Genomic DNA, 13,012 nt, shown 5'->3' with positions numbered 1-13,012 from the left:
CCTATACGATTAGAAGGGTCAAATAGTTTCACTTTTTATAAAAAATTTTTTAGAAATTTAGGAGAAAAAAATGAATTTACAACAATTGTTTACCATGCAAAAAGAGCTTGATGATTTTATCGAGCAAACACAAAATATTCAGCAAGATGTGTTTCAGGAAAAGGGCTTAGCCTTACTAGTGGAGCTAGCTGAGCTTGCTAATGAAACACGTTGCTTTAAATTTTGGAGCACAAAGGGACCATCAGCACGTGAAGTCATTTTAGAAGAATATGTAGATTCGATTCATTTTATCTTATCTCTTGGCTTATTAAAGGGCTATACATCGATTGAAATGTGGCCTTTCGTAGAAGAGAACAAAGATTTAACGGCTACTTTTTTAGAAACACAAAGTGCTATTTTAGCATTTATTCATCAACCTACAGAGGAGCGTTATTTAGCTATTTGGCAATACTATGGGTTACTAGCGTATAATCTCGGTTTTACATTTGAGGATGTGGTAAGTGCTTATCTTGAAAAAAATCAAGAAAATTATCATCGGCAGCGTTCAGGTTATTAAATTAAGAAATACACCAATTTTCAGACGATTAAGCTAGGAATATTTCGGTAAACGAAGTATAATAAAATAGATACAAGAAGTAGGAGGCAAAAGGATGACACAACTAGATCCAACATTACAAATGTTTAAAGATTTAACAGATGCAAATGGTATTGCAGGCAATGAACGTGCACCGCGTGAGGTCATGAAAAAATATATTGCACCATATGCAGATACTGTAGAAACAGATAACTTAGGTAGTGTCATTGCTAAAAAAATTGGCAATGAAAACGGTCCTAAAATCGTCGTGGCAGGACATTTGGATGAAGTAGGCTTCATGGTTACACAAATTGATGACAAAGGCTTTATCAAATTCCAAACAGTAGGTGGCTGGTGGAGCCAAGTTATGCTTGCACAGCGTGTAACGATTACTACACGTAAGGGCGATGAAGTGATTGGGGTTATTGGTTCAAAGCCACCTCATATTTTACCTGCTGATGTACGTAATAAAGTAGTAGACATTAAAGATATGTTTATCGACATTGGTGCAGCTTCTAAAGATGAAGTTCTTGAGTGGGGCGTTCGTCCTGGCGATATGGTAACACCGTACTTTGAGTTTAATGTAATGAAAAATGATAAGTATCTATTAGCTAAAGCTTGGGATAACCGTATCGGCTGTGCAATTGCGATTGATGTTATGAAAGCGTTACAAAATGAAAAGCACCCTAATATTCTCTATTCTGTAGGGAATGTACAAGAAGAAGTTGGACTTCGCGGTGCTAAAACTACTACACATAAAATCCAACCAGATATAGGATTTGCAGTAGACGTAGGTGTAGCAGGAGATACTCCTGGAGTTACAGCAAAAGAATCAACGAGTAAGATGGGTGCAGGCCCTCAAATCGTTGTGTATGATGCATCTATGGTTTCACATCGTGGCTTACGTGAATTCGTATTAGATGTAGCAGATGAGCACAATATTCCATATCAATTTGAAGCGATGGCTGGCGGTGGTACAGATGCTGGCTCCATCCACGTAACAGCAAATGGTGTACCAGCACTATCAATTGGTATTGCGACACGCTATATCCATTCACATGCAGGTATCCTACATCGTGATGATTATGATAATGCCGTTAAATTAATGGTAGAAGTCATTAAAAAATTAGATCGTGATGCAGTCAATAAAATTACTTTTGAATAATTAGAAGAAATGGACTTGCCCTCTAACAAATGTTGTTAGGGGGCTTTTCATTATTTTTAGTATTAAATTTTCTCCCTCTGCTACCAATAGTGACAAAGCTCCCAAACTATTTTTACACATTGTACCTTTGATACATTTTAGTACCTTATCCATAAACAAGTTATAAATGCATAAATATTCGCTTTGACGAATTTTTGTCACATTTAATAACAAATAAATAAGAATAAAAATTAATTATAAAAATTCAGTTGATTTTATATTTATGCATGTTATACTAATTTCAACAGCAACGATATAAGGAGCGAAGGCTATGAAATTACTCGAAGAAGTACAGTTAAAGTTAGTGTCTAGTTTAAAAGGAAAAGATCTACTAACTTTGCTAGACTATACAAGTCAAGAGGTTCAAGATCTTATTGAATTAGCAACACAGCTTAAAATGATTACAAAAGAGGGGAAATGCCCAAGATTATTAGAAGGTAAAACGCTTGGAATGATTTTCGAAAAGCATTCAACTCGTACACGTATTTCATTTGAAGTTGGTATGAATCAATTAGGTGGAAAAAGTATGTTTATGCATGCGCGTGATTTGCAAATTGGTCGTGGCGAATCGATTTATGATACAGCCCATGTATTATCGGGCTATTTAGATGGTATTATGATTCGTGCAAACTCTCACGCAATGGTCAAAGAGCTGGCGGAGCATGCAGTAATCCCAGTTATTAATGGATTAACGGATATTTATCATCCTTGTCAGGCATTAGCTGATTTAGAGACGATTGCAGAAAATAAAGGCATGTTAAAAGGACTTAAAATTGCCTATGTAGGAGATGGCAACAATGTAGCACACTCACTCGTAGTAGCTTCAGCACACGTTGGCATGAATGTAGCTGTTGCGACTCCTGTAGGGTATGAATGTGATGGGGAAGTCATCGCTAAAGCACAGGCGATTGCGGCAGCAAATGGCAGTACGATTATGATCACGAATGATCCTGTTGAAGCAGTATTAAATGCAGATGTCGTCTATGCAGATGTTTGGACATCTATGGGTCAAGAGGAAGAAGCAGCAAAACGTTTACAAGACTTTGCTGGCTATCAAATTAATGATGAGCTAGTAGCCTATGCAAAACCAAATTATATGTTCTTGCATTGCTTACCAGCACATCGTGAGGAAGAGGTTGCAACTTCAGTTATTGATGGACCTAATTCTTACATCTTTGAGCAAGCTGAAAATAGATTGCATGCACAAAAAGCTGTATTAGCATCGATTTTAGCTTAAATTTAGACATATGCTTTCTCGAGTTGAGAAGTACGATAGATAGAGTTTACATGGACAACAGAGGGTGTTCATGTAAATAACATAAAAGTGGTAGGCAGACAGAGGGATGTTCACCACGTGCGATGTTTGTTGTCAAGATGGATGGCTACATCGCTACATAGTAAAGTAACCTGGGAGACGCTGGGTTACTTTTTTTCTTTGTCAAAATATAAAACATAGTTTTCTTATAAGTTATAGAGAATATAAGGAATTATTTATATAATAGGTTAAATGAGTAATGAAGGGGTGAGTTTATTACTAAGTTTAGAAACAAGAAAAATAGATTTTATTGCCCATCAAATGGAAGTTAATAGTGAGCGCGAGGAGAAATTTTTTGACCCAGAGCACTGGCAATCATATTTAAGTGATATCCATGCTTCGGTTGGTAATCCGAATGCAGAGACAATTCTTATTGCAAAACGCGGAGATGATATATTAGGTGGATTACAACTATTTACGGATGCAGGGAAAGCGTATGGCCTGCCAGAGCTAAATATTCAATCGACGATTGTGCGCTTATTAGGTGTGCATCCAAAAGGAAGAGGGCAAGGGGTTGCTAAGAAATTATTAAATGAAAGTTTAGCCTTTGCAAGAAAGAGACAGGATCAGGCACTTTATTTACACTCAGGTGATATGATGCAGGCTGCCATTAATCTTTACTTATCATTAGGTTTTGTGCGAGATGAGTCGAAAGAATTTTACAAGGGAGATATATTAGTTAAGAGCTTCCGTTATGATTTATAATGATAAACCCGCTGATATTCTAGTCAATCAGCGGGTTTTAATGTTAATTATAGAGTGAAAATCTTTCCTGGATTCATAATGTTAAGTGGATCAAGTGCTGCTTTTATGCTTTTCATGACGACTAAAGAGGTACCGTGCTCAGTGGCTTGGTATTTCATTTTGCCAATGCCAACACCATGCTCGCCTGTACATGTGCCACCTCGAAGTAATGCATATTGCACGATTTGTTCATTGAAGCGATCCGCTTTTGCCTGCTCCTCGGCGTCATTTGGATTTAACATTAAAAGTGCATGGAAATTTCCATCGCCCACATGGCCAACAAGCCCACCTGCGAGTCCAACATGATCAAGCTGTTCTCGTGCATATAAAATGGTTTCGGCAAGCACAGAGATTGGTACACAGACATCCGTTGACATGAGCTTCTTACCAGGATAAGCATGAATATATGCATAGGCTAAAGAATGTCGTGCTTCCCAAAGCTTGTTACGAGCAGCATTATCTTGTTCGAATTCGACGGATAGACAGCTGTAGTCTTCAAAAATTTCTGTAGCGAATGCGATGTCCGCATGCATACCCGCTTCGTTTCCGTGGAATTCTAAAAACAATGTTGGTTTTTCGCTAAAGGATGTATCGTTATAGACATTGGCCTGCTTCATAGAGGATTCATCGACCAATTCCACTCGACCAATTGAACTACCAGCCTGTAATAAGGCGGTAACAGCACTCACAGCATCTCCGACTGTGTCAAAAACAGCTCGCCCCGCTGTCACAAATTCAGGTATACCATACACTTTTAACGTTAACTCCGTAAAGCAGCCAAGTGTTCCTTCAGAGCCGACAAATAGACCATTTAAATGATAACCAGAAGAGGATTTCGCGGCTAAATTACCTGTATGGATGACAGAGCCATCTGCAAGGACAACCTCTAAATCACGAACCTGATCACGCATAACACCGTAACGCACAGCAGTCGTACCACTAGCATTCGTCGCAGCCATGCCACCTAGTGTTGCATCTGCACCTGGATCCACTGTGAATTGTAGACCGTGTTTTTTTAACTCCTTATTCAGCTGAGAGCGTGTGACGCCAGGCTGAACTTTTACTAGAAGGTCATCAGGTCGAACTTCTAATATCGTATTCATTTCAGAGAAATCAATAGAAATACCATGTGCAATAGGAATCGCGTTTCCTTCTAAGCTGGAGCCAACACCGAATGGTACAACTGGTACACGTTGTGCATGTGCAATTTTTAAGATGGCACTGACATCAGCTGTGGAACGGGGAAAGACAACGATATCAGGTAATCTCATCATATGATGAGATTCATCCTTTCCATGTAGCTGTCGTACCGTTTCGTTTGTTGACACTTGTTCTTCTAATAAAACCTGTTTGAGTTGATTGACAAGTAATTCTACTGCAACAGTCATTCCAATCCCTCCAAATTTTCTGATAAGTAAAACTTTATCACGCATTTATTGGAAATGGAATGCACAGTTCATTAAAAATCAGTTAGCAAATACTTTTTCTAATTTTTGAACAAATTCATCTTGTTCTGATGGACTGGATTGCTTCCACCATTTTTCAAAAAACACCCCAAGCCCTGGTAGTAAATGCTCTTCTCCACGATTAATAGCATCTTCCACAATGTCTTTAAATTCTGCGGCAGATTGACCATGTACATTCGCTGTAATTGCATCTCTTATTTGAAAATTCATCTATATCGCCTCCTTAGTAGTAATTTGTCCAACTAACGTTTAAATATGTATGAAATACCAAAGAAAATAGATAATTTTTGTAATAACTTTGGGGGAATTATGACTAAATATGCCAGGCATTTTATTCTTTCTGCGCGCTGAAATGCTGAAAATGGGCATTAGCTCTCAAGCAACATGACAGTCTAAGATTGTGTTACCTAGGAATATTGAACTGTGCACAGTTGACAGGAAGAGTGGTATGTCTATTCGCAACGATCACAAGCTTTCATTAACACAATCTTTTGAAGAAATTTTAGAGGCAGTGCAACCAATGATTACAGCCATTTTCACGCAGCTCCATATTTACAAGGATTTTGATTACTATCGTCATATCGCTTCTATTGCTGTATGGAGGGCATGGCTAAAAGCAGATCCAGCAAAGGGACAATTTTCTGCTTATCTTTATTCTTCGATAAAAGGTGAGATTCTAAATGAATTATCAAGGGAAAAAAACTATACAGAGCGAATAACGGTTGTTGATGGTGAAACACTCAATTTTATTCTTAATGACTTGGAGGGTTGGGACAATCAAAAAAATCCTAGCTTACTTGAGATTAAGTTGTCTCAGCTTAAGCAGATAGAAAGAGAAATATTACTACTTTATTATGCAGAAGGTTACAGTGATCAAGAAATAGCTAATGCATTAGGCTTATCCGCTGTTGCTATTAAAAAAAGAAGAGGTAGAATCATCCAGAGATTGAAACAGCAACTTTTCAGGGTGGAATAAAGAACTAAAAATATCAAAAGTATGCTAATATTGAAATAAAATGAATATTAGCATACTTCATATAGGTGCATACAAATTCCGATAAAAGTGTTATGATTTGTAAGAAGTCAAAGAAATATACAATTCAAATTTAAATAATCGATATAGATAGATAAAATTTCCTAGTGAATGTTTATATAGTAGTATGGAGGGTTTGGAGTGGAGAGATGGTTTAATCAGATAGAGAAAAAAGAGATTTGGTACATGGTATTACCCTTATTACTTGTCATACCATTACTGAGCTTTAGCAATCAAATATATGGTGTTTTCCAAGGTAACATGTATCAAGATATAAAACTGGTGATACAAGTATTAATCATCGTTTTTACAATGGCAATTGCGATCCAATCCTATTTAGTATTTTCACACTTATTATCCAATCAAACTTTATACATAGGAAACATGTTTTTCATTATTGCCTTATTAGAATTAATTAGCTTGTTTTTTAGCCAATCTAGAGAATGGAACTTTATGAACGAGCCTCTACATATATTAATGCGTTTGTACTTAGCCATTGGATTTATACTTATTATTTTAAACCCTAAAAAGCGATTAACCATGAATCATCGGATACTGACATATGGTTGTTCGATGCTTTTCGTTCTAGGAAGCGTTTTTCTGGCTTATAATTCGCCCAAAATATTGCCTGAAAATTGGTTAGATACGATTGATAATATGGTACATCTAATTGCTATTATTCTTCAAATTTTAACCATTGCTATTGTTAGTACATATGTAAAAAAATTACCGAAGCGTTCCATGTGGCTCATTAGCGCAGCTATTTCTCTCATTGTGAGTGATATCTTCTTTATTGTTAGTCAAGATCAAAATGCAATATGGGATTTCTCAGCACTGATCTATCAGTTTTTAGCATTCTATTTTTTCCTAAAGGCGATTTATTATACGTCTGTGGAAAAACCATTTCAGCAGCTGTTGAAAATTAAAAAGGATCTTGAACAATCTCAACAGGAACTTCGATTTCAAGCTTATCATGATGATATTACATTGTTGCCAAATGAACATTTACTACTAAAGACGTTAAAAGAAAATTTACATGAACATAAAGCCCAAAAGGCTATCATTGCCATAGAAATTGATCGCTTTGCGGCAATTCGTTCGTCCATTGGTATAAGTAACTCTAATACAATGATGAAACTTGTTGCAGAACGAATTCAATCGATTGTACCTCCACATTATTTTGCAACTAAACTGCGTGAGGGACAATTTGTTATTTATATTGACCATGTAAAGACGATTGAGGAACTACTGCAATTTTGCTTAAATCTTAAAAGTGCCATGACAGATCCTTTACAGGTCCAATTATTTTCATTAAATGGCAGTCTAAATATTGGGATTGCTCTCTATGAGGAGCAATGGACTGGTGAAGAGCTATTAATGCATGCACAGTTAGCGATGCGAGAGGCTAGACAAATACCTCAAAGATTTCTTTTTTATAAACCGTATATGTCTAAAGGTATTGCAGATCGAATATTGTTAGAGCAAGACTTACATAATGCGTTAGCCAATAATGAATTTTATTTAGACTATCAACCACAGGTCAACTTAAAGACAGGTACCATCGAATCGGTCGAAGCTTTGGTACGCTGGCGTCATCCAACGCGGGGCTTTGTTCCACCTGATGTCTTTATTCCTATTGCTGAAGAATGTGGCCTTATTATCCCGCTAGGTAAATGGATTTTAGAAACCGCATGCACACAAGCGAAAGCATGGGAGAAACAAGGCTTACCTCCAATGAAAGTGGCAGTAAATTTATCACTTGGCCAGTTATTTCAACAGGATTTAGTAGAAATGGTACAAGATATTTTACAACGTACCAATTTAGATCCGTCATTTTTACAATTAGAAATTACAGAAAGTATGACCATGAATATTGATCAAATGACACAGCTATTACATGAGTTAAAGGCATTAGGTATCCAAATTGCTGTAGATGATTTTGGAACAGGCTATTCCTCTCTCTCTTATTTAAAGGAATTCCCAATTGATTGTTTAAAAATTGACCGAACATTTGTGAGAAACGTGCCACATAATCCAAATGATGAAGCACTTGTTTCCATGATTATTTCGATGGCTAAACATTTACGTTTGAAGGTTGTGGCAGAGGGCATTGAAGAAGTGGAGCAATTATCTTTTCTAATAGATGGTGGCTGTGATTATATTCAGGGCTATCTATTCAGTAAGCCAATATCCCCTCAGCAAATTACCGAAACCTATAAAGATTTACATCATCGTGTGGAGGAAGTATTAACACAACTTCAATATATTGAAGATTATATTATTTAAAAAAGAACCTGCTTATTACTATTGAGTAAGCAGGTTCTTGCTGTTTAGTGAACGAGATATTCTTCTTTTAATTCGGATATAGCTACTTCAGATCGCTCTTCTAAAGAACGGCGTAGGTGAACTGTCGCTGTTTTTTCATCATCGTGGAGCTGATCGATCCAGATGGAAACGCCATTATAGCTCACTTCAAATTCTAAAGGTGAGGCGACAATTTCTTGAGCACGCTGAAAATCCAACTGAAGCCCCCCTTATTTTTTCTGCTTATTCTTATTTTGCGTGACTGTATTAATTAGCTCCATAAACTCTTGAGAAAATTCCTCACTCACCTTATTTGGTGCAATCTTTTGGTTTTTCGGCGTTTGAGGTAATGAGCCTTTATTATTGCTTTGACCTTGTTTATTGTCTCTTCCCATGTGAGTTGCTCCTTTCCTGTTGATATAAATTAATATGGCTTTGAAATGAACTTTTTATCCCGTCAGCACAGATCGCACTTCACAAGGAATAATTCGCATAGCTCTTTGTTTATTGCGAACAATAATGAGTATTAAGATTTTTTAACAGAAAAATTATCGTTTAATAAAACCCAATTTTGAGGAAACGGGAATCCTAATGCCCAATAGCTAATGCCACGTAAGTTGTAATGTTTAGTCATGTCGAATTTGGCTTGTGCACTTCTCGCATCTTCAAACCATACCTCGTGCTGCCTTCCTTGCTCATCAACATATCGATAAAAAGGAGATTGTGCCGTTGGATCATACTGAATTGTTGCCCCGTACTTGATGGCCCTATTGAGCGCTTCCTGCGGGCTAAATGTTTCGGCTTCTTGGCCTTTGACATGAGGTAAGAGCCAATCACGCGCATACAATTCAAAACCCAATAAGATTTTATCAGCTGGTATTTCGGTTAAAGCATATTCCACGACTCTTCGCATTTCATTAATGGGGGAAATGGCTTGTGGAGGGCCAAGACGATAGCCCCATTCATATGTCATTAATACAACAAAATCTGCTATTCTCCCATGTGCTTCGTAATCATGCGCTTCATATAATGTCCCAGTTTGTGAAGCACTTGTTTTAGGTGCGAGCGCTGTTGAAACTAAATAGCCTTTTGGATGAAGGGTATCCACAGCCAATTGAATAAAGGCATTGAAATTTTCGCGATCAGCAGGTAAAACATTTTCAAAATCAATATTTAATACTTGATAACCTTTATCTTGCATCACCTGTAACACATTATTCATGACCTTTTTACGTAACTCTGCATTGGACAAGACGACATGTGCTAAATTAGAGCCTTCTTCTGTAGAAGTAAAATTAGTGAGCGTTAACATCGGGATAATATGTTTAGCCTCTGCTGCCGCTATCATATTTTCATCATTAATGGGCTGTAATGTCCCATCTTCCTTCATCTTATAAGCAAAAGGACTAAAATAAGTTAGTAGATGACCAATAGCATTAATGGAGTCTACAGCTTCTTCTGAAGGTTGGTAGGAATAAGCATTGACTTCAATCATCGGTAATTTTCTTGGGATCATAAATTGTGAACCGACATAAAGCATATTGGGATTGTTTAGATTATTTTTTACTGCAATGGCTTGAACGGTCGTACCATAGCGATGTGCTATTTGCCATAAAGTTTCTCCTGGCTGCACGTTATGAACAATGGGTGGAATAATTAATTTCGTTCCAGGTGTTAATAGATCGGGATTCGTTAGATGGTTTTCTATTATGATAGATTGCAAGGGAACGCTAAATTTCTGTGCGATGGACCATAACGTATCTCCTTTTTGAACCGTATAAATTGTATAAGGAGAAGGGATAACCAGTGATTGTCCGATGGCTAATTGATCAGGAGTAGCTAATGCATTTAATTGGCTAATCGATTGAACGGGTACAGCATAACGATTAGCGATTTGCCACAGTGTTTCGCCAGCACTTACCACATGGATAAGCATAGAACACCTCCAACACGTTGTTATTAGTGCATCATATGTTTCAAGTGTGAAAAAGAGTATTTTAGTGTGAGTCCAGTAAAATAGTTGAAAAGTCAAATTCTTTCTCAATGAGTTGCATAGGATAAGTATCATTGTGAGAAAGGGGCTTGATGTTGAAAAAGGCGAAGCTCACAGGAAGAATCGTCACGCCGGAAGATTCGGATTATGAACAAGCGAGAACGAATAATAATCTAAATAATCCAAAATATCCGAGTGTCATTGTGTTTTGTCAAGAAACGAAAGATGTGGTTAATGCCTTAAAATGGGCTAGAGAAAACAACGAGCCTTTCAGAATTCGAAGTGGTCGTCATAGCTATGAAAATTTTTCTTTAGTAAATAAAGGGCTTGTCATTGATGTAAGTGATATGAATGATATTTCAGTAAATCTCTCAGAAATGACGGCTAGAATTGATGCTGGAGCTAATATGGGAATCGTATACCGTACATTATGGGAGCAAGGTGTTACCATTCCTGCTGGTACAGAAAGTAGTGTTGGGGTGGTCGGTTTGACCCTTGGAGGGGGGATAGGGATGCTATCACGACCGTTTGGATTAACTTGTGACAATCTAATTGAAATCGAAACGGTGGTTGCTAGTGAACATGAGGGTGCTCAGGTAATCAGAGCGAATAAGCAACAACATCATGATCTGTTTTGGGCAAGTCGTGGTGGAGGAGGAGGCAATTTTGGTATAGTCACTTCTTTGACATTCAAGCTTCATGCGATTAATAAAGTATCACTCTTTTCTATTACATGGGGATGGGATGACTTTGAAGTGGCCTTTGATGCATGGCAAAAATGGGCCCCCTATACAGATAAGCGTCTAACTTCACAGATTGAGCTAAAAACAAAGGAAGTAGGTGAACTAGTCGCACAAGGTGAGTTTATAGGAACAGCAGCTGAATTAAAGAAATTGCTTCGCCCTCTTAGAAAAACAGGCATGCCAACAAGTATTTGGATAAAGGAAGTGCCATATAGCAAGGCAATAGAATTTTTTGATTTACCAAGCGGCAATCAGCCTGCCTTTCGAAAAAGATCCGGGTCATTTTTGGAGAGACCGTTTCCATATAAGGCGATTCAAAGAATGATAGAATTTTTAGCCCATGCACCTAATTCAACTACAACAATATGGCAACAGTCTTTAAGAGGAGCAGTAGGTGAAATTGCTCCCCAGCATACAGCCTATTACTATCGCAATGCGATAATAGCTCAAGAATATAATACTTCCTGGGAAAACCCGAAAGAGGAAGAACAAAATATTAAGTGGGTAGAAAATTTACGTCAAGCTTTATCACCTTATACGGCTGGTGATTATGTGAATTTTCCAGATCGATATATTCAGGACTGGCATACAGCCTATTACGGACACAATTTTAGAAGGCTTCGTGAAGTGAAAACAAAATATGATCCGTATAATATATTTCAATTTCAGCAGAGTATCCCACCTATTAGGAAGTGGTTGTAGCTGGAGAATGGGGCAGGTGAAGCGTCACTCCTGCTCCTTTTTGATTTTCACGTTTTAGCTTGATAAATACTGTATAAGGGGTCACAATAAAACTATTACATATATTTCTAAAAGGATTGATCGGAATGGAAAATGTTGTTGTTCGTAATAATGTAACAATACTCGGACAAGGAGACCAACCGCTTATTTTTGCACATGGATTTGGCTGTGATCAAAATATGTGGCGTTTCATTACGCCTGCATTTATGGACAAATATCAGATTATATTATTCGATTATGTAGGCTCAGGTAACTCAGATACAAATGCCTATTCATCAGAAAAATATCAATCGTTACAGGGCTATGTCCAAGATGTATTGGACATTATTGAAACGCTATCATTACAAAATAGTATTTTTGTCGGGCATTCCATTAGTGCCATGATAGGACTGCTCGCATCTATCCAGCACCCTGACTATTTTAAGAAATTGATTATGATTGGTCCTTCTCCGTGTTATTTAAATGATGATGGTTATCGAGGGGGTTTTGAGCGAAGTGATATAGCGGAGTTATTAGACATGATGGAAATGAACTTTACAGGTTGGGCCAGCTATATGGCACCAATTGCAATGAGTAATCCTGAACAGCCAGCATTAACACAGGAACTGAAGCAAACCTTTATAGCAGCAGACCCTATCATTGCAAAAGAATTTGCTGAGGTCACATTTTTATCTGATCATCGTAGTGAATTATCAAAGGTCTCCGTTCCTTCGTTAATTATCCAATGCTCGGAAGATAGTATTGTGCCAATTGGTGTTGGAGATTATTTGCATCATCATCTCAAAAATAGTACGTTACAATTAATGGAAGCAAAAGGTCATTATCCACATATTAGTCACCCAAATGAAACGATACAATGTATTGCAGATTTTTTGTAGGGAAAAATGAAAGGATT

Annotated in this window: 13 protein-coding genes; 8 read left to right on the top strand and 5 right to left on the bottom strand. The window is 37.4% G+C overall.

Annotation, left to right across the window (positions count from 1 at the left end; genetic code table 11):
* Nucleotides 1–70: 70 nt before the first annotated feature.
* The 4 genes from NP781_RS15805 to NP781_RS15790 all read left to right on the top strand — a co-directional run bounded on the left by NP781_RS15805 (nt 71) and on the right by NP781_RS15790 (nt 3,798).
* Entirely contained in the window at nt 71–556 is a 486-nt protein-coding gene (locus tag NP781_RS15805) for a dUTP diphosphatase (protein WP_221680970.1), read from the top strand.
* 94 nt (nt 557–650) lie between these two features.
* Nucleotides 651–1,739, top strand: a complete 1,089-nt coding sequence (locus NP781_RS15800) for a M42 family metallopeptidase (protein WP_257520339.1) — start codon at nt 651–653, stop codon at nt 1,737–1,739.
* A gap of 310 nt (nt 1,740–2,049) precedes the next feature.
* Nucleotides 2,050–3,015, top strand: a complete 966-nt coding sequence (gene argF / locus NP781_RS15795; RefSeq protein ID WP_004226343.1) for an ornithine carbamoyltransferase — start codon at nt 2,050–2,052, stop codon at nt 3,013–3,015.
* Between the two features lie 339 nt (nt 3,016–3,354).
* Nucleotides 3,355–3,798, top strand: a complete 444-nt coding sequence (locus NP781_RS15790; protein WP_257522544.1) for a GNAT family N-acetyltransferase — start codon at nt 3,355–3,357, stop codon at nt 3,796–3,798.
* A gap of 47 nt (nt 3,799–3,845) precedes the next feature.
* Here NP781_RS15790 and NP781_RS15785 read toward each other — a convergent pair whose 3' ends face one another.
* Nucleotides 3,846–5,225, bottom strand: a complete 1,380-nt coding sequence (locus NP781_RS15785; protein ID WP_221680960.1) for an FAD-binding oxidoreductase — start codon at nt 5,223–5,225, stop codon at nt 3,846–3,848.
* 78 nt (nt 5,226–5,303) lie between these two features.
* Complete coding sequence (sspI, locus tag NP781_RS15780; protein WP_004226361.1) at nt 5,304–5,513, bottom strand: small acid-soluble spore protein SspI; 210 nt, start codon at nt 5,511–5,513, stop codon at nt 5,304–5,306.
* A 238-nt stretch (nt 5,514–5,751) separates the two neighbouring features.
* Between sspI and NP781_RS15775 the strand changes: the two genes are divergently transcribed.
* Together NP781_RS15775 and NP781_RS15770 are read left to right on the top strand one after the other, a co-directional pair.
* On the top strand, nt 5,752–6,279 hold the full coding sequence (locus NP781_RS15775) for an RNA polymerase sigma factor (protein WP_221680959.1): 528 nt from the start codon (nt 5,752–5,754) through the stop codon (nt 6,277–6,279).
* 198 nt (nt 6,280–6,477) lie between these two features.
* A complete protein-coding gene (locus tag NP781_RS15770) occupies nt 6,478–8,622 on the top strand; it encodes a bifunctional diguanylate cyclase/phosphodiesterase (protein WP_257520338.1) in 2,145 nt (714 codons plus the stop codon).
* A gap of 44 nt (nt 8,623–8,666) precedes the next feature.
* On the opposite strand, the gene NP781_RS15765 is transcribed toward NP781_RS15770, so the two are convergent.
* The 3 genes from NP781_RS15765 to NP781_RS15755 form a co-directional block, all read right to left on the bottom strand.
* The gene (locus NP781_RS15765) at nt 8,667–8,858 is read right to left on the bottom strand and encodes an H-type small acid-soluble spore protein (RefSeq protein ID WP_004226369.1); all 192 of its coding nucleotides are present in this window, start codon (nt 8,856–8,858) and stop codon (nt 8,667–8,669) included.
* Nucleotides 8,859–8,870: 12 nt separating this feature from the next.
* The gene (locus tag NP781_RS15760; protein ID WP_004226371.1) at nt 8,871–9,035 is read right to left on the bottom strand and encodes a YfhD family protein; all 165 of its coding nucleotides are present in this window, start codon (nt 9,033–9,035) and stop codon (nt 8,871–8,873) included.
* Between the two features lie 131 nt (nt 9,036–9,166).
* A complete protein-coding gene (locus tag NP781_RS15755; protein WP_257520337.1) occupies nt 9,167–10,576 on the bottom strand; it encodes a glycoside hydrolase family 18 protein in 1,410 nt (469 codons plus the stop codon).
* Nucleotides 10,577–10,728: 152 nt separating this feature from the next.
* On the opposite strand from NP781_RS15755, the gene NP781_RS15750 reads away from it, so the two are divergent.
* Nucleotides 10,729–12,078, top strand: a complete 1,350-nt coding sequence (locus NP781_RS15750) for an FAD-binding oxidoreductase (protein WP_257520336.1) — start codon at nt 10,729–10,731, stop codon at nt 12,076–12,078.
* Between the two features lie 125 nt (nt 12,079–12,203).
* Nucleotides 12,204–12,995 carry an alpha/beta fold hydrolase gene (locus NP781_RS15745; protein ID WP_221680956.1) on the top strand — a complete coding sequence of 264 codons (792 nt, stop codon included), beginning with the start codon at nt 12,204–12,206 and terminating at the stop codon, nt 12,993–12,995.
* The last annotated feature ends 17 nt before the right edge of the window (nt 12,996–13,012 follow it).

Origin of the sequence: Lysinibacillus sp. FN11 (genome assembly GCF_024628845.1) — a bacterium.
GTDB lineage: Bacteria > Bacillota > Bacilli > Bacillales_A > Planococcaceae > Lysinibacillus > Lysinibacillus capsici.
Note: the sequence above shows the minus strand (reverse complement) of the source record. Positions and strands in the feature narration are given on the sequence as shown.